The 24,938-nt window shown below is 35.2% G+C and carries 24 protein-coding genes; 10 read left to right on the top strand and 14 right to left on the bottom strand.

Features of this window, described 5'->3' with window-relative positions; all coding sequences use genetic code 11:
• The first annotated feature begins 12 nt into the window (after window positions 1–12).
• Entirely contained in the window at window positions 13–531 is a 519-nt protein-coding gene (locus AC5XHR_RS10180) for a GNAT family N-acetyltransferase (protein ID WP_495950681.1), read from the top strand.
• Here AC5XHR_RS10180 and AC5XHR_RS10175 read toward each other — a convergent pair.
• From AC5XHR_RS10175 to AC5XHR_RS10165, 3 genes are all read right to left on the bottom strand, one after another.
• On the bottom strand, window positions 528–1,259 hold the full coding sequence (locus AC5XHR_RS10175) for an SIMPL domain-containing protein (protein ID WP_495950680.1): 732 nt from the start codon (window positions 1,257–1,259) through the stop codon (window positions 528–530). The genes AC5XHR_RS10180 and AC5XHR_RS10175 overlap by 4 nt on opposite strands.
• Window positions 1,260–1,422: 163 nt before the next feature.
• Window positions 1,423–2,172: a hypothetical protein gene (locus tag AC5XHR_RS10170; protein ID WP_495950679.1), complete on the bottom strand. Its 750-nt coding sequence runs from the start codon at window positions 2,170–2,172 to the stop codon at window positions 1,423–1,425.
• Complete coding sequence (locus AC5XHR_RS10165) at window positions 2,153–2,968, bottom strand: peptidase associated/transthyretin-like domain-containing protein (RefSeq protein WP_495950678.1); 816 nt, start codon at window positions 2,966–2,968, stop codon at window positions 2,153–2,155. Before AC5XHR_RS10165 ends, AC5XHR_RS10170 begins: the two co-directional genes overlap by 20 nt.
• A gap of 221 nt (window positions 2,969–3,189) precedes the next feature.
• On the opposite strand from AC5XHR_RS10165, the gene AC5XHR_RS10160 reads away from it, so the two are divergent.
• Window positions 3,190–3,642: a universal stress protein gene (locus AC5XHR_RS10160; RefSeq protein WP_495950677.1), complete on the top strand. Its 453-nt coding sequence runs from the start codon at window positions 3,190–3,192 to the stop codon at window positions 3,640–3,642.
• Between the two features lie 72 nt (window positions 3,643–3,714).
• On the opposite strand, the gene AC5XHR_RS10155 is transcribed toward AC5XHR_RS10160, so the two are convergent.
• A complete protein-coding gene (locus tag AC5XHR_RS10155) occupies window positions 3,715–3,945 on the bottom strand; it encodes a DUF6341 family protein (protein WP_495950676.1) in 231 nt (76 codons plus the stop codon).
• A 41-nt stretch (window positions 3,946–3,986) separates the two neighbouring features.
• Here AC5XHR_RS10155 and AC5XHR_RS10150 point away from each other — a divergent pair, with 41 nt between their 5' ends.
• The gene (locus AC5XHR_RS10150; RefSeq protein WP_495950675.1) at window positions 3,987–4,892 is read left to right on the top strand and encodes a DUF6427 family protein; all 906 of its coding nucleotides are present in this window, start codon (window positions 3,987–3,989) and stop codon (window positions 4,890–4,892) included.
• 3 nt (window positions 4,893–4,895) lie between these two features.
• A complete protein-coding gene (locus tag AC5XHR_RS10145; RefSeq protein ID WP_495950674.1) occupies window positions 4,896–5,480 on the top strand; it encodes a DUF3109 family protein in 585 nt (194 codons plus the stop codon).
• A gap of 45 nt (window positions 5,481–5,525) precedes the next feature.
• Here the strand turns inward: AC5XHR_RS10145 and AC5XHR_RS10140 are convergent, their stop codons facing one another.
• Both AC5XHR_RS10140 and AC5XHR_RS10135 read right to left on the bottom strand, forming a co-directional pair.
• A complete protein-coding gene (locus AC5XHR_RS10140) occupies window positions 5,526–5,960 on the bottom strand; it encodes an RrF2 family transcriptional regulator (RefSeq protein ID WP_495950673.1) in 435 nt (144 codons plus the stop codon).
• 19 nt (window positions 5,961–5,979) lie between these two features.
• Complete coding sequence (locus tag AC5XHR_RS10135; protein ID WP_495950672.1) at window positions 5,980–7,320, bottom strand: alginate export family protein; 1,341 nt, start codon at window positions 7,318–7,320, stop codon at window positions 5,980–5,982.
• 228 nt (window positions 7,321–7,548) lie between these two features.
• On the opposite strand from AC5XHR_RS10135, the gene nrfH reads away from it, so the two are divergent.
• The 4 genes from nrfH to ccsA are packed head-to-tail and all read left to right on the top strand — an operon-like array spanning window position 7,549 to window position 11,695.
• The gene (gene nrfH, locus AC5XHR_RS10130) at window positions 7,549–8,166 is read left to right on the top strand and encodes a cytochrome c nitrite reductase small subunit (RefSeq protein WP_495950671.1); all 618 of its coding nucleotides are present in this window, start codon (window positions 7,549–7,551) and stop codon (window positions 8,164–8,166) included.
• Between the two features lie 5 nt (window positions 8,167–8,171).
• A complete protein-coding gene (gene nrfA, locus AC5XHR_RS10125; protein ID WP_495950670.1) occupies window positions 8,172–9,638 on the top strand; it encodes an ammonia-forming cytochrome c nitrite reductase in 1,467 nt (488 codons plus the stop codon).
• A gap of 22 nt (window positions 9,639–9,660) precedes the next feature.
• Entirely contained in the window at window positions 9,661–10,896 is a 1,236-nt protein-coding gene (locus AC5XHR_RS10120) for a cytochrome c biogenesis ResB family protein (protein ID WP_495950669.1), read from the top strand.
• A 1-nt stretch (window position 10,897) separates the two neighbouring features.
• Window positions 10,898–11,695 (top strand): cytochrome c biogenesis protein CcsA, encoded by a 798-nt coding sequence (gene ccsA / locus AC5XHR_RS10115; protein WP_495950668.1) that lies wholly within the window; start codon window positions 10,898–10,900, stop codon window positions 11,693–11,695.
• A 135-nt stretch (window positions 11,696–11,830) separates the two neighbouring features.
• On the opposite strand, the gene AC5XHR_RS10110 is transcribed toward ccsA, so the two are convergent.
• From AC5XHR_RS10110 to AC5XHR_RS10095, 4 genes are all read right to left on the bottom strand, one after another.
• A complete protein-coding gene (locus AC5XHR_RS10110; RefSeq protein WP_495950667.1) occupies window positions 11,831–13,165 on the bottom strand; it encodes a trigger factor in 1,335 nt (444 codons plus the stop codon).
• Between the two features lie 131 nt (window positions 13,166–13,296).
• Window positions 13,297–13,863, bottom strand: coding sequence for a hypothetical protein (locus AC5XHR_RS10105; RefSeq protein ID WP_495950666.1), 567 nt, complete (start codon window positions 13,861–13,863; stop codon window positions 13,297–13,299).
• 18 nt (window positions 13,864–13,881) lie between these two features.
• Window positions 13,882–16,242, bottom strand: a complete 2,361-nt coding sequence (locus AC5XHR_RS10100; protein ID WP_495950665.1) for a TonB-dependent receptor — start codon at window positions 16,240–16,242, stop codon at window positions 13,882–13,884.
• A gap of 68 nt (window positions 16,243–16,310) precedes the next feature.
• On the bottom strand, window positions 16,311–16,667 hold the full coding sequence (locus tag AC5XHR_RS10095) for a hypothetical protein (protein ID WP_495950664.1): 357 nt from the start codon (window positions 16,665–16,667) through the stop codon (window positions 16,311–16,313).
• A gap of 91 nt (window positions 16,668–16,758) precedes the next feature.
• On the opposite strand from AC5XHR_RS10095, the gene pfkA reads away from it, so the two are divergent.
• Window positions 16,759–17,745, top strand: coding sequence for a 6-phosphofructokinase (pfkA, locus tag AC5XHR_RS10090; protein WP_495950663.1), 987 nt, complete (start codon window positions 16,759–16,761; stop codon window positions 17,743–17,745).
• Between the two features lie 27 nt (window positions 17,746–17,772).
• Window positions 17,773–18,777 carry a type I glyceraldehyde-3-phosphate dehydrogenase gene (gene gap, locus AC5XHR_RS10085; RefSeq protein ID WP_495950662.1) on the top strand — a complete coding sequence of 335 codons (1,005 nt, stop codon included), beginning with the start codon at window positions 17,773–17,775 and terminating at the stop codon, window positions 18,775–18,777.
• 49 nt (window positions 18,778–18,826) lie between these two features.
• On the opposite strand, the gene AC5XHR_RS10080 is transcribed toward gap, so the two are convergent.
• From AC5XHR_RS10080 to AC5XHR_RS10065, 4 genes are read right to left on the bottom strand one after another with little or no spacing between them, the layout of a single operon-like run.
• Window positions 18,827–19,567, bottom strand: coding sequence for a LytR/AlgR family response regulator transcription factor (locus AC5XHR_RS10080; RefSeq protein ID WP_495950661.1), 741 nt, complete (start codon window positions 19,565–19,567; stop codon window positions 18,827–18,829).
• Entirely contained in the window at window positions 19,567–21,438 is a 1,872-nt protein-coding gene (locus AC5XHR_RS10075; protein ID WP_495950660.1) for a tetratricopeptide repeat-containing sensor histidine kinase, read from the bottom strand. Before AC5XHR_RS10075 ends, AC5XHR_RS10080 begins: the two co-directional genes overlap by 1 nt.
• Window positions 21,439–21,456: 18 nt before the next feature.
• The gene (locus AC5XHR_RS10070; protein WP_495950659.1) at window positions 21,457–24,141 is read right to left on the bottom strand and encodes a carboxypeptidase regulatory-like domain-containing protein; all 2,685 of its coding nucleotides are present in this window, start codon (window positions 24,139–24,141) and stop codon (window positions 21,457–21,459) included.
• On the bottom strand, window positions 24,117–24,899 hold the full coding sequence (locus tag AC5XHR_RS10065) for a GLPGLI family protein (protein WP_495950658.1): 783 nt from the start codon (window positions 24,897–24,899) through the stop codon (window positions 24,117–24,119). Before AC5XHR_RS10065 ends, AC5XHR_RS10070 begins: the two co-directional genes overlap by 25 nt.
• Window positions 24,900–24,938 lie beyond the last annotated feature (39 nt).

The following is a 24,938-nucleotide window of genomic DNA, read 5'->3' as shown; positions in this document are numbered from 1 at the left end:
ACTCGATTTTTTATGATGGAATTTTTATCAATACCTACAGCGGATGATTTTCGTGTCAAGAAAATTTACGACTCGTACCTAACCGCTTTTCCTGAAAATGAAAGACGAAGTGATGCGCAGTTTTTAGCATTATTCAAAAATCCAAATGCGTCCATAAAGACAATTAGTTTAGAAGGGGAAAATATTGGTTATTTGGTTGTTTGGAACCTTAGTGAATTCCTTTACATCGAACATTTTGAGGTTTTCCCAGATTTTCGTGGTCAAAATATGGGCAGCCAAGTCATGCAAAATTTAAACAAAGAACATTCAAGAATTGTTTTGGAAGTCGAGCCAGAAGACCAAGATGAACTAGCAAAACGTAGAATTGCTTTTTATGAACGAAATGGTTTTGTAGTTTCGGACAAAGACTATGTTCAGCCGAGTTATGGACCAGGAAAATCTTCATTGAATTTGTACTTAATGACTTCTTGGAATGTGGAAGACACCGATCTAATTAAAGAAGAATTATACGATATTGTGTATCGATTTTAGTCGACTTCGTATTCTAGTTTAATTGTAATACGCGCTTCTTTTTCTTTAGATGCCGTATTGAATGTTCCACCATACGAAAACTCTTCATTGGAATTTGGCGCTGTAATTTGAATAACACCCATTGTTGCATTTTTCAAATTTCCAAGGCTACTTCCGGAATTCTCAGCAATCTTTTCAGCACGATTTTTAGCATCTTTTGTTGCATCAGCAATCATTTGTTGCTTTACATCAGCTAATTTTGTGTAAAAATAGCTTGGTGGCGAAGATGTAAATTCAATTCCAAGGTTAATCATCTCGGTAATATTACGCGAAAGATTTTCCAATCGAACAACATCTTTGCTCTCTAAAGAAACGGTTTGTGATAATTGATACCCAGAAAAGGTTTGGCGGCTACCGCCGTTAGGATCGGTACTGTAATCAAATTGCTTTTGAATGTCTACTGCAGAAAAAACCATCTCCTCTTTTTTGATTCCTTTAGAAATCAAGTAATTCTCAATGACTTTACGATCATTTGCAAGCGCATCGTAGGCAGCTTTGAGCTCATAGCTGTTTCTGGAAAAATTCCCAGACCAGGTAATTAAATCTGAAGTAAACGTTTTCGTACCAAGACCGGTAACCGAAATGGTATTTTCAGATTTGTTCCTGTTTTTTATAGCACTACCCAAAACTGCCAGGCCAATTATGAAACCTAGAGAAGCAATTGCCGCTATGATTACATTTTTATTCATTTGTGTTTTCGGAATCTCCGATAATTTTCATCGAAATTATGTATGCAATTCGCATACCAAATTTTATGATAATTTTAACATATCAAAAATACTAAATAGCAATTAATTAACATTCAGTAAATTACGTGATATAAAGTAGAATTATCATTTATTAAAATGTGGTTTACTTTAATTTAAAATTCTTAAATCCTGCAAGATCTTTATCGGCTTTCGTTACGAATCTCATTAAATCTGAAGTTGATATGAAGCCGTATTTTAACATATCCCGTCGATCAAATCCAATAAAAACATATCGAATAAAAGCTTCAATCTGAGTTTCCTTCAGTTCCATCTGATTGAGAAAATAATCTTTGGTCAAAGCATTAACAAGCTCTTGCAGCAACATTGTATCATCCCATTTTAAGACACCGCCTCCGCCCATACTAAATCCAGGCCCTACAGGTTGTACAAATTGATCAGGACGCCTTGCCATAACACTTGGAGCCGACTCTTTCATAATGTATTGCCCTAATTCAATTTTTGCTTCATTCAATTCTTCCGAATCGCCAAAACGTTTGGAGTCTTTTGAAATATTACCAGTGACTTTATACCCAATTTTCACTTCTTCAATAGGAGTATAATAGGGTTTAAGTTTTAAAATGAGTTCCGAATTTAAGTGAGATGAATTAACCAATAAATCCAATCGTTCATATCCTTTCCGCACGAAACGAATATCATCATTTAAAGAAATATCGATTGCAAAACTCCCGTCTTGAGAAGTTTTTACCATCGTTTTTCGACTCAAATTATGCACTTCTACACCATTTACAGGATCACCATCAACGGAAAAAACTTTTCCAACTAAAGAAGTTTGCGCAAAAATTAAGCTAAAACCAAATAGAAAAACGAAGGAACTAAGGCAATGGATTCGCATCTTTCTTTTCCAGTTTTTTAAAATCCATCGCAGCCATTTTCAAATAACCAACTATAGCGTTTATATTAAAGTTCTGATGATAGGTTTTCGTTAAAGAATAGCGTTTATCAGCATACGCAATTAGTCGATCCAAATCATAGTCTCGATACCCCATATTAGCAAATAGATCTAGGTCAATTGCCGCTTTTATTTTTACAAAAAACTTCTCCCGATCGCTAAAATCAACACCTTTGGGTTTTTCTTTTGTGGCTTTATTAAATAAAGAAACCAATGCGCCAATCGCTTTTCCAACATCCATTTGTCCCGCACTATAATCTGGACCACGGAAAGCAGAAGGAGCCTTGTTCGAAGGCATGACTTCTGTTGGCGGTGTTCGCATATAGGAATTAAGTCCGGAATTAAGGCTAGAAACTTGTCGATCGTATTTCGTTTCAAGTCGGGCGATATCTTTACGTAGGTTACCAGAAGGTTTAAAACCAATTTCAACCTCCGGAATCAATTGTTCCATAGGTTTTAAGGAAAGTCGTAAAGGGCTTTTCAGCAAGTCTGAAGTGACAACAATCTCTTTTCTTTCGAATCCTCCACGAACGAAACGCAACTCGTCTCCTTCCCAAGCTTCAATAAGAAAAAAACCTTCTTGATTGGTGCCTGTTTTTTGCTCGGTACGTAAGTTAATCACCAAAGTTCCCGCTAAAGGCACACCATCAACAGAAAAAACTGTCCCTATAACGACTTTTGTTTGCGAAAAAGCCAAGCTGAAGCAAATTAGAAAAACAAAAAATAAAAGTTTCTTCATACAACCTATTTGCTGCCAAAATTATCTCTAATTCTCGTGCTGCAATCATTTCTTAAAGCATAGAAACGAATTTTAACGAAGATTAACGGCATTTATTAAAAATTTGGAATTGTTGCCCAAATTCTTTGTTAAATCCCATTAAAAATGACGAAAAGCATCTTGTGATAATTGACGATCCAAAAAATAAATCGTAAATTTAGGAAACAATAAAAACCAAGATTATGATACATATTGTATTGCCAGTGGATTTCGGTGAAACGACCGATAAACTTGTAGAAGGAGCCGTAAGATTTGCTAAAGAAGTAAATGGTAAGATTTGCATGATACATGTTGCACCCTCTGATATTGGGTTTGCAATAGGAGATATGGGATTTCAGTATTTCCCAGAAGTAGAGCAAAACGAGATTAAAGAAGAGCTCATCCGTCTAAACACAATTGAACAACGCATTATCGCGCAAGGTGTAGATTGTGAGCATCTATTGAAGCAAGGAATTGCCAAAGATTTAATTTTAGAATATGCAAAAGAAAAAGAAGCGAATTATATCGTAATGGGATCTCATGGAAGAAGTGGTATTTACGATGTATTTGTTGGAAGTTTAACCAAATCATTAACCAAGTCTTCGCCAATTCCTGTATTGGTATTGCCAATTCACGATGCAACGTACGAAGATTAAAATCAGTAAAGCATAAAAAAACCGTTCAAAAAATGAACGGTTTTTTTTATGGTTTTTATCAATTAATTAACCTTAGTCTTTTTTGTAGATTTTGGGATCGTAATAAGGATACTTTCCAGCTGTTGGCGAATAATAGTCTTTATCTTCATCTCCTCCAAGATCTTTAACTAGAACTACGCACCAATAAATAAATAAAACAGAAGCTACGATAAACAGAATCCAGTTTAAAACATTTCCGAAAAGCTCGAAAAATTGGAAAGACCATTTAAAAACTCCACCTAAGAATAACCAGAAAGCTGTCATTATTTTCTTTTTTAAATTAACTTTGCACAAATTTAATAAAAATGTTCAAATTACTTTCAAAGGAAAGCAATATTTTTTCGATACCGGTTTATCTTGTTTTTTTGCTTTTTATAGTAATCACATTTAACGTTCTGGATTTCAATACAATAAATGCTATTTCAGCCATTATTACTTTTGCAGGAATTGCCCTGGGATATTTTTTATTCAACAAAATAAACCTGAATTACCAGAGTCATGTCCCACTTTTCATCTATACGTTTTTTATTTTCGCTCTTTATCCTGGTAGTTTAGATATTGGAATTGCAATTTCGTTATTCACCAATTCCTTTATTATACTTCTTTTAACGAATATTGAAGATCAAAGTAATAAAAATCAATACCTTTTAATTGGTTCTTTATTGGCAATCAACTTTATCTTTTTGCCAACAACTTGGCCGTTAATCGTCTTTGTAATTATCCACTTAATATCTACTTCGGATCGCATTTATCTTAATCTTTTCCGATTGTTTTTTGGGATGTTTTTAATTGCTATTAGTTATCTAAGCATCGCTTTTTATTTGAATTCAAATTCGTGGGACGGCGCTTATATTCCTTTTGGAAAGTTTGTTCCGACCCAAGATTTTTACCCTTTATACTTTTTGATCCCCATTGTTTTACTAATTATTTATGCAATTTGGGAGCATTTCAAACATTTCAATGAAAAATCGCCGACTAGTAAATACAAATACTCGTTTATCTTGGTATTTTCGTTGGCGCAATTGGTAACCATTATCCTGTATATGGGAGTAGAACATGAATATTTATTGCTACTTTCGTTCCCCGTTTCTGTGATTATCAGCCGGGCGATAGCTTATATGCCGAAATATTGGATGCGAGAAGTTTCTTTATGGGTAATTATTCTTTCTCTAATCCTATTTAAGGTGGGAACGTATATTAATTTTTTTTAGATCATGATACAAATAGACGATAAATTGATTTCTGAAGACCTCTTTGAAGAAGAGTTTGTCTGTAATCTTAGCAAATGCAAAGGCGCTTGTTGTGTGGAAGGTGATATTGGCGCTCCTCTTGAAAAAGAAGAAGCAGCGATTTTGGATTCCATTTACGAAAAAATTAAACCCTATTTAACCGCTGATGGGATTGAGGCGATTGAGCAAAAAGGAACCTGGGAAATTGATCCTAGTGACGGTGATTACGTTACACCAATGGTGGGAAATCGGGATTGCGTTTACGTAACTTTTGATGATAATGGAATCACCAAATGTGGGATCGAGAAAGCCTACGAAGACGGTGCGATTGATTGGCAAAAGCCTATTTCTTGTCACCTATATCCGATTCGAGTGCAACAATATTCATCTTTTGAAGCGTTGAATTACCACGAATGGCATATTTGCAGTGATGCTTGTGCTCTTGGAAAAGAACTGCAAGTTCCAGTGTACAAATTCCTGAAAACGCCCTTAATTAGAAAGTACGGCGAAACGTTTTATCAAACCTTAAGCGAAGCCGCAGATCAATGGAAAATTGAATTTAGAAAATAAAAAAACTCCCCAATTGGGGAGTTTTTCTTTTACTATATTTTTTTTCTAAATCGATAAATAAGCATGACCCGTTTTCAGTCCTTCAGCTAGTTCTTTTAAATTGGTATTCAACAAAAAATCAGCAATTTGAAGTCGAATTGGTTTGTACTTTTCGTGTGCTGGACAAGGTTTCGCATCGGAGCAAACTTTAATTCCTAGAACACAAGAATGCAAAATACTATTGCCATCCACCGCTTCTACAATGGAATATATGGAAATCAGTTCAGGTTGATTTTTATAAATGTAAAACCCTCCATTAGGCCCTTTCACCGAGGTTACGATATTTTTTTTAGACAAGCTTTGCAATATTTTTGCAATAAAAGCTTTGGGCATAGAAGTAGCTTCGGCTAAATCCACGGCCTTCACCAAATGCTTATCCGAAGCATTGTTGGCAATCCATATACAAGCCTTGATGGCGTATTCTGCTGCATTTGAAAACATAGTCAAATATAGCTTATTTTCAGAATTTATACGAAAATATTTTCGGATTGATATTCAAGGACATCCAGAACCAATTTTGCATATTTTTAGAATCTGGCGTTTTCTTAATCGCCCGAATTGCTTCCGTATCAAAATACATAGAATATCCTGTGGATAAGCTGACCATCGGTAGAATTTGATAGTTAAATTGCAAGTCAAACTCCGAACCTAAAGATGAACTCAATTTTTTACCCGCACCATAAACATCACCAGAAGATCCGAAATAATGTACCGCAGCATACAAATCTGCTTTAGGATTAAATTTATAGGTTCCAGTCACATAAATATCTAACAAACCTGGATTTTGCGGTCCCGAAACATAAAAATAATCCATATACCCATAGAATTTATGATGGGTTCCATAAAGAGGATCAAAATAATTCGACTTGGTAGCCACTCCATTATTCACATCATCACCGCTTAAATATTCAACGCCTAAACCTACTGATGAAGGTTGAGAAGGTTTATATTTAAAATTTCCAGAAAGCATATAAGCCGACTTATCTAGACCATTCGAGTTTTTTCCAAATTGATAGTAACCACTCAACGCTGTTTCCCAACTTAGTTTTTTCGTACTAAAATTCAAACCAACCGTTTGCATATTGTAATTCTTTCCAGAAACGATTTGTTGATTAACCATTTGATCGGCTTGAAAACCCAAATTCGCTGCTAGCGCACTTAAACTTGAACCTTCCGCTATTTTAAACTTTGCATGCACCATTTCCATATGCTGATACGGTTGCGCATCCGTCGGATTAAAGAAACTTCCGTTCGGATTATTGATATTCAGATCAGCGTTTTTGTAATTCTGATTGTAGGCTACATAGGATTTCACTTCCGCTTTATCTGAGTTCCAGCTAACATTAATCGCATCGTGACTTCTTCCTGCAGGATGCCAATCGAGACCACCGAAGATACGCTCATCATCCAAAACAATGGTTTGTCTACCAATTTTCGTACTCCAATTTTCATTAATCGCCAACTCACCATACGCTTCAAACACCGAAAAACCGCCTGATGGATCGTTCACCTGAACTTGAGCTGCTTGCCCCCAAATGTTCACATTCTGAGCAGAAAAACGAATTTTCAGTTTGGATTTATACGAATAATCCATCGTCACACGCGCTCGATTGCTCACTAACACCGCAGCATCTTGTCCTTTTTCAATGGGTTTGTAAGCACCATTTCGGATTTCAAAACGTGGACGTAATTGTGCGGTTACGGCAATTTCATTTTCAGGAGTTTCTGTCGTTTGAGCCAAAGCAAAAGAAGAACTCAATAATGCGATTACAGCCAAGCTACAAATTTGTGTATTTTTCATAACCTTAAATTTATATTTAGGACTTTTTATTCCTTTTATATTTTCTAAAATTTATTCATTCTAAACAAAGAATTGTGAATCATTTAACGCTTATAAAATTAGTGAGTTATCATTATAAATAAAAGCAATATCACTATTGATATATATCATATTCATTTAGAAAAAGAAATGCAGTTTAGGTGATTATTAAATCCTAATTTTACAAATAAGATTAATAAATCCTTTATTATGTCAGCTAATAAAACATCACCATCAACTCGGAAGAGCAGATTCAAAAAGAGTCTTATTCCCGTTCTGTTGGGAATCATGATTGGATTAGGATGCTACACGCTTTACATTTCGAAAGCAGGATCATATCTTTCCGACGATCCCAAAGCCTGTGTTAACTGTCATATTATGGCTCCCGAATATGCCACATGGTTTCACTCGTCCCACGGAAGAAACACAACGTGTAATGACTGCCATGTTCCGCATGACAATATTGCGCGAACCTATTTCTTTAAAGCCATGGACGGTGCGCGACACGCTTCAATTTACGCTTTGGAAATGGAACCTCAAACCATTAAAATATTAGCTCCAGGAAAAAAAGTCGTTCAAGAAAATTGCATTCGTTGCCACACCGAACTTAATGAAGTTGTAAAAACAGCTCAAGTAACCGCACCAATGGCACATGAAGGCAATGGAAAACTATGTTGGGACTGCCATCGCGACGTACCGCACGGAAATGTTAGAGGATTAAGTTCCGCACCCAATGCTCGCGTCCCACTAGCCGACTCTCCTATCCCAGCATGGTTGCAGAAATTCAATAAAGTAGATGAATCTAAAAATGTAAAACAACAAAAATAAAAGATATGAAACGCAAAAATTGGTTTATCGTAGCATTAGTAAGCGTGGTGATCTTTGGTTTAGGAATGCTTGCTAACTCCATTATCCAGAGAAGAGCAGAATCTTTGTACATCTCAAAATCCAACACCAATATTGGTGATTTTGAATCGAGAAACGAAATCTGGGGAGACTATTTCCAAAGAGAATACAATTCTTGGAAACAAACAGCGGACACCACATTCAAATCCAAATACATGAGCAGCAACAACGACGACCTTCTTGCTCAAAGACCCGAAATGGTTGTTCTATGGGCAGGTTATGCGTTTTCTAAAGACTATACGGCTCCAAGAGGTCACATGCACGCCATTGAAGACATTCAACATACACTAAGAACTGGCGCTCCAAATGCCGAAAATAAAGGGCCTCAACCTTCAACTTGTTGGACGTGTAAATCTCCTGACGTTCCACGATTGATGAACGAAATGGGCGTTGCCAATTTCTACAAAACAGCTTGGTCTGATTTAGGAAGTGAAGTGGTAAATCCCATTGGTTGCGCCGATTGTCATGATCCTAAAACGATGAATCTAACGATTACTCGCCCTGCTTTAATTGAAGCGTTTAGTAGAAGCGGAAAAGACATAACCAAATCAACCCATCAAGAGATGCGATCTTTGGTTTGTGCCCAATGTCACGTTGAATACTATTTTAAAGGCGACGAAAAATATCTGACTTTCCCATGGGATGAAGGTATGACTGTTGAGAAAGTGGAAGAATACTACGACAAAGCAAATTTCACAGATTTTACACATAAAATTAGTAAAGCGCCAATTATTAAAGCGCAACACCCGGATTACGAAATATTCCAATTAGGAATTCATGCCCAGCGTGGTGTTTCTTGTGCCGATTGCCATATGCCATATAAAACGGAAGGCGGAATCAAATATTCGGATCACCATATTGCAAGTCCACTGAAAAACATCAACAATACGTGTCAGGTTTGCCACAGAGAATCTGAAGGTGTTCTTGCTCAGAACGTTTATGAAAGACAGGATTATGTTTTCACATTAAGAAATCGATTAGAAAAACAATTAGCAAAAGTGCATTTCTATGCGAAATTCCTTTGGGATAACGGTGCAACTGAAGTCCAAATGAAACCGGTTCTAGAATTGATTCGAAAATCACAATGGAGATGGGATTTCATTACCGCTTCTCACGGATCAGCTTTCCACGCACCTATTGAAGCGCAACGTGTATTAAGCGATGGTTTATTCCTTGCCATGGAAGCCGAAACCAAAATGAACAATTTAACGGACAAAAACAAGATTGCAAAAGCGTTTGTTATGCCCGACATTTCCACCAAAGGTAAAGCCCAAAAAGTTATCGGTTTGGATATGGCGAAAGAGCGAAAAGACAAGCAAGTCTTCTTGAACACCGTCGTTCCGAAGTGGATACAAGACGCCAAAGCGAAGAAAAGATTAGTCTCAAAAAACTAAGAAACACTAAAAACACCCTGTTATGACATTCGAGTTTAATTCGAAAAATAAAAACCAATACATCCAATCTCTAGTAATCAATCTCGTATTACTAGGGCTTGGACTTGGGATACAATATTTCTTTGGAAGCATCGAGAAAAGCTGGTTTTCCTTTCCTGGGAACATTTACTTTGCGATTGCTTTCTTAGTGATATTCACGACGATATTTGCTTTATTTAAGCAAAAAAATTGGATCAATTTACTCAATAGCGTTCCTTTCGCTATTGTGAGCGTACTTACGTTAGGTTTACTCACCATACTTTTAGGAAGTGTCGTCCTCGATCACAGCCACGAAGGCAGTTCTTCCCATGAATTAGGCCATCGTTTAGGATTGGATAACATTACCACGACTTGGTATTTTGGTGTCATTTTTCTTTGCGTTCTTGTGAATTTATGGCTCGCCATTTTGAAACGATCGTTGGTGTTTCAAATGAAAAACCTCACCTTCATTCTTAATCATTTTGGGCTGTTTTTGGTGTTTTTCGCTGGTGTTTTAGGTCAAGGAGATCTGGTCCGTTTAACGATGGATATTTACAAAGACAAACCGGAATGGAGAGCGAAAGACGATAACAATCGTATTGTTGAACTCCCAATAGCTTTGGAACTGAAGAAGTTTTCCATTGAAAATTATCCTAACAAACTTTTCATCATTGATAAAGAAGGAAATTCGTTGCCTGATAAAAAACCAGTAAGTTTTTTAATGGAGAAGAACGGTTCGAGCAAAACCATGTTGGATTGGAAAATTACTTTAGTTGAATATCTTCCAGACGCCGTATTCATCGGGAATAAAGAATATGCCAAAAGCAAAATGTGGGGCGCAACCAATGCCGCAAAAGTCAAAGTTGAAAACCGGAAAACCGGGAAGAAAGAAGAACAGTGGATTTCCGCAGGAAACTTTCAATTTCCGCCAATGACGATTCCTTTAGGCGATGGAAAAACATTGGTTATGGCTCCGCCAGAAGCCAAAGAGTATGAATCTAAAGTTTTAGTTTATCAAAAAAACACAACTAAAATTGAAGAAGGAATCATCCAAGTAAACCACCCTATCAAAGTAGACGGTTGGAAAATCTACCAGATTAGTTACGATGATAAAATGGGGAAATGGTCTGAATTAAGTGTTGTAGAACTTGTTCATGACCCTTGGTTACCTTTAGTTTATGTTGGGATTTTCATCCTAATTGCAGGAACATTAGCATTTATGATTCAAAATAAGAAATAATATGTGGCAGTATTTTCAATATATCGTTTACTCTTCTTTGGTTCTATTTATCATTTCTTCCGTTTGTATTTACTGGAAGAAGCTGAGCCACGGAACAACTATCGCTTTAGTTTTACACAGCATTGCAACGCTTATCCTCGCATGGTTTGTTGTCAATTTATGGATTGAGCTAGAACGCCCACCCATGCGAACATTAGCCGAAACTAGAATTTGGTATTCCCTATTCATCGGTTTTATCGGAATTATCATTTACGCTTTGTATAAGCAAAAATGGATGCTGAATTACGCCGCATTGATGAGTAGCGTCTTCTTAATCATCACCTTGTACAATCCCGATTCCATGAACAAAACTCTGATGCCTGCTTTGCAAAGTGTCTGGTTTATTCCGCATGTGATTGTCTATATTTTCGCTTATGCGATGCTGGGAATGTCGGCCGCAGTCAGCATTTATGGGCTGTACCGATTGTTTAAAGCTCAAGGTGCGGATCACGTAATTAAAATTGCGGATCAGTTAATCAATATTGGCTATGCTTTTCTAACTCTTGGTTTGCTATTTGGAGCGCTTTGGGCGAAAGAAGCTTGGGGGCATTATTGGACTTGGGATCCAAAGGAAACTTGGGCTTTTATCACGTGGCTTGGCTACCTCATCTACATCCATTATCGATACAAGCATAAAGCAAAAAGTCTTTCAACTAGTTTTTACATTTTAATTATCGCGTTTGTGTTTTTATTAATCTGTTGGTTTGGCGTTAATTACCTTCCAACAGCACAAAACAGCGTACATACCTATACTTCATAATTCTACTTTAATAGTGATTTCAAGGTTTCGGGCGCGCCAAATGCGCGCCCGAAACTATTTTTCACTCACAAAAATATTCAACAAAAAAAATCCGCTTCAAAACTGAAGCGGATTTCTATTTTATCCTAAAATGGATTATTTCTTAAGCTCTTCTAAGAATTCGTCGTGAGAGATTTTTGTTTCTTTCTTCGTCGCTTTCTCCAAGATTACATCTTTCAATTTAGCCATCGCTACTTCAGAAGATATTTGTCTTACTTGCTCTTGATCTTTCAACATTTCAACAGCATATTTTTCAACTTCTTCATCCGATAAATGGTGAATTCCGTAGATTGCTAATTGGTTTTTCACCAACTGAACCGCTTGCGCCAATACATCTGTGTAGTCAATTTGAACATCGTTATCGTTCATTAACTTTCCTTCGATGATTTGGAATTTCAACTGATTTTTTTCTGCTTCCAAAATTTCTTTTGCTTGCTCTTCAGATTGAATATTTTGGTTTGAGAAAAGTAACCACTTCACTAAGAAATTTTCTGGCAACTTCACCTCTTCTTTTTCAGTGATTTGCTCCAACACTTTGTTTACGAAGTGTACATCAGCATTTTGTTGGAAATATTCGTCTAATTCAGATTTTACTTTTTCTTTCAATTCGTCTTCAGACTTGATGTTCCCTTCACCATACACTTTATCGAACAACTCCTGGTTTAGTTCGTGAAGTTTAAGGTCGTAGATATCTTTTACAGTTACTTCCACCTCGTTGTGGTGTAAATGTTCTGCTTCTGCTTTTGAGAAACCTAATTGCTTAGCCAACTCTTCGTTTCCAGCAAGATCTTCTTTAGAAACTTTTACAGAACCGTCTTTTTTCAATTTCTTAACCAAATCGTACGCTTCTTTTTGTTCTTTAGAAACCGTAACGTTCTTTGGTGCATGATTATGCTCACCTTCTGCATCATCTTCTACCACTTGAGAAACCGCTAAAGCAACATACGAATCTTTTCCGATTTTTTCTTGCTCTTGTCTTTCTGCAAATCTTTTTTGCATGTTCTCAATAGATTGGTTGATTTCTTTATCAGAAGCCTCAACGCTATAGTGTGGAGCTTCATACTTAGCCAAATCAACGCTGAAGTTTGGTTCGTAACCAACTTCGAAAGCAACAGAAAGTTGCTCTGCATTATGATTAAAATCGTCAACTGGTTGTGGAACAGGCTGTCCTACCAATCTCAATTTATTTTCGTTTACGTAATTGTTAAGCCCCTCAGAAACTTGTTTGTTGATTTCTTCGAAAGCAATTCCCGCTTCATATTGTCTTCTTACCATGCTCAATGGCACTTTTCCTTTTCTGAATCCAGGAACCTGTGCGTTTTTCGCATAATTCAAAAGTTGTTTTTCTACTTTGTCTTTGTAGTCAGACTTATCTAAAGTTACTGTAAGTAGAGCACTTACATCATCATGGTTTTGCGCTGTAACGTTCATTAATTGAAAATTTTAGGTTGCAAAAATAGCAAATTTTATTGATATTCCCATGTATTAAAAGTCTTAAAAACCGTTAAATAAAAAAGCCTCCAACGGTTTTCGCATTGGAGGCTATATTTTGGTGTTGCATTCTACTTTTTCACCCAGTTAATCAAAGCATTAACGTCGGATTCACCACCGTTTGTTTTCCCTTGCTGATTGGTTGCTGATGGGAAGTTCTGCTCAATCGAACTTGGCATATGCACCAATTTGATTCCTATTTTTCCGTTCGCATCACCACCCACAAATTTCCATTCCGTTTGTATTCCCACTAAATTTCCATCCGTTCTTTTCTCATCCGCATTTGTACGTGTTACCTCCACATCCGAATTGGAAAATTCAAAAGTCACAAAATGTTCTTCTTTTTCTTCTAGAATTTCTTCATTCACCGAATGGTAATGATCATCGTGTTTTACTTGAAAATCCAACGTTACTGCATACGTCGCTCCCGTTTTCAATTCAATGGATTTATCGGAAATCCCACCAATGTATTGGATAATCTGTTTATCTGATGTATCGTTTTTATTAGTTAAAGTCACTACTAGTTTCTCAATTTCTTCGTGTTCATGAATATCTTCAGGTGCTCCGTCATGACGACAAGACAACAAGGTTACTACTAGAATTGAAACAACGAGACTGATTTTTATTATATGTTTCATTGTATTAAAATTGATTGATTAAAATTTAAATTGTAATGTAAGAACCACATTTCGTCCTTGTTCAGGAGCAAAAAATCGGATTCTATTAAGATAATCGCGGTAGTTTTTGTTGAAGAGATTCTGAATTTTGAAATTTAAATTCACATTCTTCACCAAATCCATTCCCGCTGAAATATGGAAAAGTGTATAACCAGCCGGCGGTGTACTGTAATCTACTTCTTTTGAAACGAGATTTCCGTTTTCGATAAAATCAACATTGAAATTACGAACTGGGAAATTCTTTTGCTGCCAAACCGTTTCATTTTCCAATCGAACATAGAAATTTTTGAATTTCGGAGCATATTCCAACGCGTTTTTCATATTGGAAGGCATCATCAAAATTAAATCTTCTTGATTCGTTCGATCTTTTCCGCGAAGCGTGCTAAACTGCCCTTTCCATTTGAGTTGATCCGTAAAATCCAAAGAAGCATCCACATCCAAACCGTAAATATCGGCCGCAATTTGCTGATATTGCCAGATTGGGAAAACGCCTCGATTGGAGTTTTGTACACCAACTGGAACTTGATTAATGAAATTTTCAGATGTCATCCAATAGGGATTCAGTTCTAGATTAAATCCTTTCAAAACATCTAATTTTAGTTGCGCATTGATGTTGAATTGATAAATATCTTCTTGTTTTAAAGCTAAATTTCCCAACTCAATAATTGACGCCGAATGATGTAAACCATCCGCAAACAACTCCGATGGATTCGGTGTACGATTGACTTTTGAAGCATTAAATTTCAATTTCAAAGCATCAAAAGGTTGATAATTTAAACCAAGATTTGCGGAAAAATTATGAAAATTCATTACCGGACGTGTCAAAATCCGACTGTCATGTTCGCTCACAAAAAACTCTGGAAACAGGGCCGCATAGGAATCATTCCAAACCGAAGCATCGTAATATTTATACGCATCATAACGTGAAAAATCGTAACGAGCGCCGACTTCAAACATCCATTTCGGATTCAAATGGTATTGAAAAACCGAAAACGCACCCAAATCATAGCGATAATAATCCGGAATCAAACGTCTTGCCTTGGTGTCTGGATTCGGATAATTATCCTGGATACTTCCCGACAAACCACTTTCCCACTTCCAAGAATTACGTTCGATTAAATGCGTTAACTGAACATTTTGCGTAATCAAACGCAAATCCATTGATGGTAAATTATTGTTTTCACCACGACGGATATCGTATTCTTTTCTTCGGTTGTACTGCAAAGAATATTGCAAACTCAACTTTCCAAAATTTTCAAAACGCTTGTACGCTGAAGTTTTAAAAATATGATGCTCCACATCTTGTTTTGGACTCAAAATATCGTACGAAAAGTCTCCGAAATACTGACTTCCACCATTCGTAATGGCATGGTAAAAATCTTCAGGACTTCCTAAATGCGAACCTCGAAAAATCCCAAATTCTTGTTGAATTCCCGAATACGAGACATCAAAACCTTGAAGAAAGGTTCGTTTTCCAAATGAAAAATTGAACGATCGAACCTCGGCACCGGTATTTTGAGCCGTTCCATCAGTCGTATAGATATCACCCAACTTTTTAAATGATCCATTTGCCGAAACAAACCATTGGTTTTCCCAAGCTTTTGTAGCCGAAGCTTGAACGCTGCCACCACGACCACTGGAAATTCCAGAAAGGGCAACTTTCCCGAAAAGCGTATCTTTTTTAGGAACAATTGATGGTTCTAAAACAACCACGCCACTTACACCTTCATTTCCGTATTTCAATGCTGATGCTCCTTTGATGACATCAATATGATCAAAAGCATTCACATCCACATTTGGTGCGTGTTCCACACCCCATTCTTGTTCCGCCATTTTCACACCGTTGTTAATCACCGAAATTCGGCTTCCGTACAATCCGTGAATAACGGGTTTTGATATATTATTCCCTGTTTTAATGGCGCTCAAACCAGAAATGTTCGTTAATATATTTCCTAAACTTTCATTCGAATTTCGAGAAATATCTTCCGATTTCAACGTATTCACAATCATACTTCCCTTCTTTTTATGAACGGAATACAAATGCACTTCCTCGATTTCATCAATATGATGTTCTAAACTGATTTTTAAATCAAGATTCGAGTTCACTTTGATCGTTTCGGTATAGGGATCGCAATCCGGATGACTTACTTTTAAAGTATATTTCCCCGATTTTACAGTCATCGAAAAAACACCCTGTTCATCGGATTTTGTTTCTGCATCACCTACTTGAATAATCGCGCCCACTAAATTGGATTTATTGTGAAAATCCGTCACTTTCCCGCGCACGGAATACTCTTGCGCCACCACATTAGACATCATCCCCAAAAAGGATAACATCATCAAAAAATATTTCATAATAAAGTATTGTCCTGGCAGAAAACCAGGAAATTAAACGTAAAATTTATTTGTTAAATCACTACGTTCTGTGGAGGTCCACGAAGAAATACACTCCCTTTTTCCTGCAAATAAACAGAAACCGAAGCATAACCACTAGGTTCTATTTTAAAATGAAAAACCTCAAAATCCCACTCAACATGCTCACCAGAAACAGTCTGAAAAGTGGAATTGAAATGACAAACAAAACAGTCTTGAAACGACGCATGTTTGGTTTCTTGAATTTTCGTTTGCTTTGTATCTTGTAGAAGGTCTATAGAAGCGACTTCCGATTCGTGTTGGTGAAACGTTCCCGAGAGTAGAATCAACAGCATATACAGACTCGCAAAACTGAGTCCACCTAACTTTTGAATATCTTTCAGAAATTTCACGACACAAATTTAGGAATTTATACGAAGTGTTCCACTATTATGTCTAAAATATCAAAGTTAATTTTGTATTTTTGTTGGGTAATAAAAATCTATGAAACAAAGCGCAGTACAAAAGATTGCTGTCTTTACATCCGGCGGTGATGCGCCAGGAATGAACGCAGCTATACGAGCTGTTGTAAGAACGGCAAGCCATTTTAACATTGAATGTTATGGCGTTAGAGAAGGTTATAATGGGCTTATTAACGACGATTTTACCAAGTTGGGACCTCGTTCGGTAAAAAACATCATTAATGAAGGAGGAACGATTTTGAAATCTGCACGATCTAAAGAATTTAGAACAGCCGAAGGCCGTCAAAAAGCGTATGACAACTTAAAAAAATACGGAATTGATGCTTTAGTTTGCATCGGTGGAGACGGAACTTTTACGGGTGCCAAGGCTTTTAGTGATGAATTCGACATTCGAGTTATTGGAATTCCAGGAACCATCGACAACGATATTTTTGGAACAGACAATACCATTGGATTTGATACGGCTTTGAATACAGCCATGGATGCGATTGATAAAATCCGAGATACGGCAACTTCCCACAACCGCGTTTTCTTCGTGGAAGTAATGGGACGAGATGCAGGATTTATCGCTTTGAATAGTGGTTTAGCAACTGGTGCCTTAGATATTTTGATTCCAGAACAAAAAGATAGCATTCAAAACTTATTTTCAACTTTCAAGAGAGCCGAAAAAGCTGGAAAATCTTCAAGTGTTGTTGTGGTAGCAGAAGGCGAAGAACTAGGAGGAATTTATGATTTGGCGAAAGCAACTAAAAGTGAATTTCCAGATTTTGATATTCGCGTAGCAATTTTAGGTCATATCCAAAGAGGAGGTTCTCCATCTTGTGCGGATCGCGTTTTAGCTAGCCGTTTAGGGTATGCTGCAGTAACGGGACTTATGGCTGGAGAAAATAAAGTAATGGCGGGTATGCGCTCTAACAAAATCGTATACACACCCATCGAAGAAGCAATTAAGAAACATAACGAAATCGATAAAGATCTTATCGAAATTTCAGAAATATTAGCAATTTAAATTAATTAACTAAATACAAAACACATTATGTCAACAATCAAAGTAGGTATCAACGGATTTGGTAGAATTGGACGTCTTGTTTTCAGAGCAATGGCAGAAAGAAGTAACATTGAAGTTGTAGGTATCAATGACCTTATCGATGCAGAATACATGGCTTATATGCTAAAGTACGACTCTGTACACGGTGAGTTCAAAGGTGAAATCGCAGTTGATGGAAACGATCTTGTCGTAAACGGCAAAAAAATTAGAATTACAGCTGAAAAAGACCCTAACAACTTGAAGTGGAATGAAGTTGGTGCTGAATATATCGTAGAATCTACAGGTTTATTTTTGTCTAAAGATGCAGCTCAAGCGCACATCAATGCTGGTGCAAAGAAAGTAATCCTTTCTGCTCCACCAAAAGATGATACGCCAATGTTCGTAATGGGTGTAAACCACAAAGAACTAACAGACGATATCAAAATTCTTTCTAACGCTTCTTGTACAACAAACTGTTTAGCTCCTTTGGCTAAAGTTATCCACGATAACTTCGGAATTGTTGAAGGTTTAATGACAACGGTACACGCTACAACAGCGACTCAAAAAACAGTTGATGGTCCTTCAATGAAAGACTGGAGAGGTGGACGCTCTGCATTGAACAACATTATCCCTTCTTCTACAGGTGCTGCAAAAGCCGTAGGAAAAGTAATTCCTTCACTAAACGGAAAATTAACTGGTATGTCTTTCAGAGTACCAACTGTTGATGTTTCTGTAGTAGATTTAACAGTAAGATTAGAGAAAGCTACTTCTTACGATGAAATCTGTGCAACGGTAAAAGCTGCTGCGGAAGGAGAATTGAAAGGTATCCTTGGTTATACTGAAGACGCAGTAGTTTCTCAAGATTTCGTAGGTGAAAAGAGAACTTCTGTATTCGATAAAGATGCTGGAATCATGCTGTCTCCAAACTTCGTGAAATTGGTTTCTTGGTATGATAACGAAACTGGTTATTCTAACAAATTGGTTGATATGTTAATTCATTCAGCTTCTTTGTAAGAATTACAATATAAATAAAAAGCCTCCCAAATTTGGGAGGCTTTTTCTATTAAAAATGCGTTTCAAAATATCTTAAAATCAATTCTCTTTTTCGGGTTGAAACAGGAATATTTTCATCATTTGAAAACTGCAAATAACCTTCTTTAAAATATTTTTTAACATGATCCATATTCACTAAATACGATTGATGACAACGAATAAACTTTTCAGAGGGAAGAATATCTTCATAATCTTTCAATATTTTTGAAACGACAACTTTTGTATTATTTTTAAGAAAAAAAGTAGTATACCCTTTTTCTCCTTCGCAATACAAAATATCTTTAAGTAAAACGACTTGTATAAAATCACTATTCTTTAATACAATTTTATCATTACTTTTAACGTCCTTCATAAAATCATTAGAAAGCGACAATTGATTCTGACTGATTTTAAAATCATCTTCTTTATTATGAATTCTTTCAACAGCCTCTAATAACTCTTTGCTTTCAAAAGGTTTTAGGATATACCCAATAGCTCCCATGTTTAAAGCCTTTATTGCATAATGGCTAAAAGCCGTAATAAAAATAATGTGGTATTTCTGAATAGAAATTTTCTCAAATAGGGCAAAACTAATATCGTCTTTCAGCTGGATATCTGATAGAATAACATCTATTTCTAACATATCAATTTCTCTTTCAGCTTGCTTAATCGTATCGCTACAGCCAACAATTTCAACATAAGGTATTTTATCAAGAATACTTTTTATATAATCTTGAATATTAACTTCGTCTTCTAGGATATATATTTTCATTAATTATCACTTGTTTTAGGCAGAATCAAAACGATCTTACATCCGTTATCATTAATCTCTTTCGTTAATGATGTATTACCTTCCCCATAAATAATTTTCAACCTTTGTTCGATAATTTTAGTTGAAAGAGACTGTTTCTCTGCGGAGCGTATCTTTGGTAAGCTTGTTCCTTTGCCATTATCTTCAATCCTGACTTTTAACTTTTGATCATCACTATTTTCAAGTGAAATAAACAGATTGCCCTTATATTCAATTCCATTAAAACCGTGAATGATTGCATTTTCAACAAAAGGTTGCAACAGCATCGGCGGCAACAATTGATTTTCTTGGTCTATGGTATCAGATATTACTATTTGATACTCAAAAGCGCCTTGATAGCGCATTTGCTGCAATTGAATATAATCTGATATTTGCTCTACCTCATCTTTAATACTTATGTATTCTTCTTGATCAAACTCTAGCACGCTACGCATTAAACGGGCAAATTTATTGAGATAGCTAATCGATTCTTCTGACTTATTCCGACTTATTAAACCTTGCAAATTAGAAACCGTATTATAAATAAAATGCGGATTAAGTTTTAATTGTAGAACCGTTTGTTCTAGCTTGAGCTTTTCATTTTCTAATACAATCCTGTTTTTAACAGTTCGAAGTCTATTCTTTTTACGCCAGTTTAAGAATAACAATGCTGAAAGAACAACCAAAAATATCAAACTTGCCAATATCCACTTTTGTTGGGTAATTACTTTCGCTTTTAATTGGTCCCCTGCTTTTAAACTATTTACTGTTATATCTTTCTGAGCTTGGTATTTATGTTCGATTTCTGCAATTGATTGTAATTGCATTTTGTCTGCAGCTCTCAATTTAAACTCATTTGAAAGTTGATAATACTCCAAAGCTTTTTCAAAATTCCTTTTGCCTTCATAAGACGTTCCCAAGATATTGTAAAAATTATCCGCAAAAACAGAATCTTTGGCTAACGCTTTTCCTATACCTACATTAGCATATTTTATTGCATTATCATAATCTTTTTTATATTGAAAAGCTTTTGCTATATTATTGTAGGTTACTAATCTATCTGGTAAAAATTCTAAAACTTTAAATGATGCTGCAATTGATTCATCAATATTTCCAGAAACACCAGCCAAAATTGCTTTTTTTTCATATGATTGACCTAAAATTTCTGGACTATTTATTTTTTGAGCAAAAAAAGAAATTTTCTTTTCATACTCCTTCATCTTTGCAACATTATGTTCTTTCATTGCAAGCAGAAATAAAACCTCGTAGTAATTCTCTGTAATATATTTTGACTTTTTATAAGGATGTTGGCTATACCATTGCTTAATGTATTGTGTAGATTTAGAATAATCTTGAATAAAAAAATACATCCTGGACAAAAGCTCATAATTAAGATATACTAATGAGCTTTTCTCTTTTTTTAGTTCATTTTCCTTATTTAAAACCTTATCTAAAAACTCTGGAGAAGAGCTTTTTGAACTACTAATGTCTCGACTAAGCTTTCTTAAGTAAATAAAATCTTTGAAAAATTTTGTATGTCCTGCAGTATCTATTTGGTCTAAGTTGTAATTATGATTTCCTTTAGGAGCTAAGTCAGAAAATCTCCTCCAAAAATAATTTTCATAAATCGGTTTATAATCTTTGGGAACTTTTCCTAGTATACTATCAATTCGAACTTTTGAATTTTTAATACCCGACTCTGCTGTTGTATCAATCGTTTGGGCAAAAGCAACAAAATCTTTGTCGCTTTTCTCTTTTTGTCTTAAAGCTTCTTTTGATTCAGCATTCTTGCGACAACCAATAAGAAAGAGAGCAAAAAATAAACTTGCGCATACTAGAATAATTCTTTTCAATATCTATTTGTTTTTAGGTTAAAAGTTAAAATCAATTCCCATCATTACATATCTAGGTAAAAGTTTATATTCTACTGTTGAGCTATAATAATCGGTTACATTTAATGTGCGATACACGTTTGTATTATAAAGATTCTTACCCGTAAGTGATAAATCGATTTTGTATTTTTCTACTTTCCAATTTAAACCAAAATCGCCAAAAAAATAAGATTTTTTTCCATTAATTTGGTGGTTTCCGAAGTAATATATTTCATTTTTATAATACCCTGTTAGATTTTTAGAAAATTTAAAGTAAAAATGTATAAAACTTGTATTATTTAGTACTTTATTGGTGGAAATAGATTGGTAATTAACAGCATTAAAACTGGTTCCTACATTCATATTTAGCCAAAATTTCCATACACTCCTCAGCTCAAAACCATACTCATTATTTTTCATCGTTACATCTCGCACTTCGTCATTTACCGAGTTTTGAAAATCTGATATCGATGTAGATAAATTAATTTTCAAATTAGAACTAAGAAATTTTAAATAATAATTAATCTGTGTTTTCGCAAAAGTTGTTTTTCTATTTTTTACTATTTGATTTTGAGACAAGCTAAAATTCGGTTGTACTAAAACATTCGGTGACAAATAATCATAATCTTTATTCATCCCAAGTACAAAATTAACATACAAGCGGTCTGTCCACCTCCCTAAAGTATAAGCAAGCGTGGATGATAAAGATTGTAAAGATTGTATATCATCTATTCCTTTACTAAAACTTCGTAGCCCATCGTTATAATAGGTAGGTAAAACATCAAGTAAATTAGTTAGAGAACTACGGTACGATATGGTTGCTACCAGCTCTCCTTTCTTATGGATATTCCATTTCGTATAAAACTTTGGATTAAGTAAAACGAAGTCATTTTTATAAAGTTTCCCTAGTCGATCAAGAGATGTATTCGTCCATCGTATGTCGAGTTCAGGGACAAACTCAATTTTAGGAAATTTAAAAGTATATTTCGAGGTTGTGCCTAAATTCTTTGAAGTCAATCTTAAATCGTTGATAAAGCCATCTGGTGAAACAAGTTCACCGGTTGATTTCTCTAGGAACATGGTACTTTCAAAAATATTACGTTGTTGCTCGAAGTACAATGCTGCTTGAAAAACATTTCCATTCTTTATTTTGGTAACAAGCTCAGATTTAACGCCAAAATAGGTTAGATCATTTTTTATATTCTCTGAAAAAGCATTTCCTGATTGTTGGAAAATATCTTCATAATAGTATTTGTTGATCGAGTAATTTGCAGGTGACTTTTGTGAAATATATCGTATTGAACTTACCCAAACTTTGTTTTCTGAAAATCGATTGGTATATGTAAGTTTATGATTAGTTAATAGTTGTTCTTTATCGGTAATCTCGTTAGATGGATCTTCATTAAAAATAAGATTTCCCGTGTCATTTTGCAGCCATTTGCCTAAACTTCCAACATAGCTGATGGTTTGGTTTTTCTTAGGATCATAGATGAACTCCCATTTCCCAAAATAGGTATCAATGCTTTTTTTATACTTAAACTCTTCGGTATTTGTAAAGCTTTCTGAAGGCGTTGTAAATGTAGATGAAGCATTTCTAAAATATCTCTTGCCGGTGAAGTTGGTAAATCCTAAAAGTTTAATTTTCATCTTAGGCGTAGGGTTAAAGATGGTATTTAAGGAAAGTAACTTATCATTATTAAAATTGGTTCGTGTATAATCGAAATTAGAAAGGTTTGGAGTATTATCCAACACAGTTGGTGTTTGAATATTTTCTCCAATATTACCAGCTTCGTTTTCTTGACTAGAATAAATTAAACTATTGATACTGCTTACCGCATCAACACCGTTATTATTAGCTTTTCCAAGAAAAAAGTACTTATTCTTTTTACCAAAATTCATCACATTGGTGCTAACATTATATACACTTTCCGGATAAAAACTTCCCTCTAAAGTTGTACTCCCAAAAAACTGTCGTTTGGCATCCTCTTTCAACGTTAGATTTAAAGCAACCTTATCAGAGTTTTCAATACCTTTCAGATGTTTGTTATTGGAATAATGTTGTAAGACTTGGATTTTTTCAATAGGCTTTACAGACATGCTCTGTGTAAGTAACTTGTATCCTTTTTCAAAAAGATCATCATTTTCTACCATAACTTTTTCTACTTCTTTATTCCCAATTTTTATGGTACCATCTTTCTCTACGTTTAGACCTGGTATTTTTTTTAGAAGATCCTCAACCGTTCGTTCATCACCTCGCGCAAATGCTTTTGCGTCAAGCTCTATCGTATCTTTTTTAAAGCGAAACTTTGGATTTTTGTTGATAATAACTTCTTTTATTTCTCGTACTACACCTTCTTGGAGTTCAATATTATGAACGATAGGAGTGTCTCCAACAATGATTTCACCGTCATACGCTTGATAGCTCAGCGCATTAGCATGAATCGTTACATCTCCTTTTCCAACATTTGAAAAGGTATAAGATCCTGTTTCATCTGTAAAAGTATAAGCCAAAAACGAGGATGAGCCAGCCTTTTGAAGACTGACTCTAACCCCTTGTATTGATGTTTTATTGTTACTTATCTTTCCCGTAATACTCGTTTGTGAATGTCCAAGTATTGAAGAAAAGAAAAATAAGACAACATAAAAAAAACGTAAACTATTTATTTTTTTGTGCTTTTTTCCCATTCATAGACTTGCTCAACAGTTCCTCGAGTACGTTCGGATGATTCTATTACTATGTCAGGTGGAAGTTTACTATTGAACACCTTCATCTCTTCCTCTTCTATACGATCTCCTTCTTTAATAAAGGCCTGCAAAGACATTTTTGGTAACTTTTCTAAATAAGATTTACTATACGGAATTTTATCATTATATGGATATTCAACATTGGTTAATGTCCAATAATTTGGAGCTAAACTATCGTTATAAAGCATGACAATTAAACCGGGGAGACCACCAAACTTATATGGTCCCGCTGGCACCGGTATTTCTTTTGTGTAAAATGCAATTAATGTAGTTCCCCTATATGATGCGGTAGCCTTATTACACATATAATTTCCTATTTTCTCAACTTCTGTATAATTTAAGTTCCACTGAAGCTCTGGAAAGTTATCTTCCAAAAGATAGTTTTTATCATTAAGAGTACCCGTTTCCTCAACCACTTTGCTATTTGGCTTTTTTATAACAATTCTTTTAAAAACTTTACTTTTATTGTCCATTATGACAATTTCATTAGAAAACTCGTCATCATTTTTTTCTATTTTCCTTTTTGTAGAAATAGAATCTCTAATAGAAATTTGGTTTCCATCGGTATAATACACATTTTCGTTAAAGGTCATGTACTGAGAAGGAATATATTCATAAACAGCCTTTAGACTTTGCGAGAACATTAAAGAGGTAAAAAAAACAGAAGCACTGCAAAGTAAAATATTTAAATTTCTCATAATAGATAAAATAAAATAGAAAAATAGATATTACTATCT

This window comes from Kaistella sp. CFF1-2 (assembly GCF_059509915.1).
Note: the sequence above shows the minus strand (reverse complement) of the source record. Positions and strands in the feature narration are given on the sequence as shown.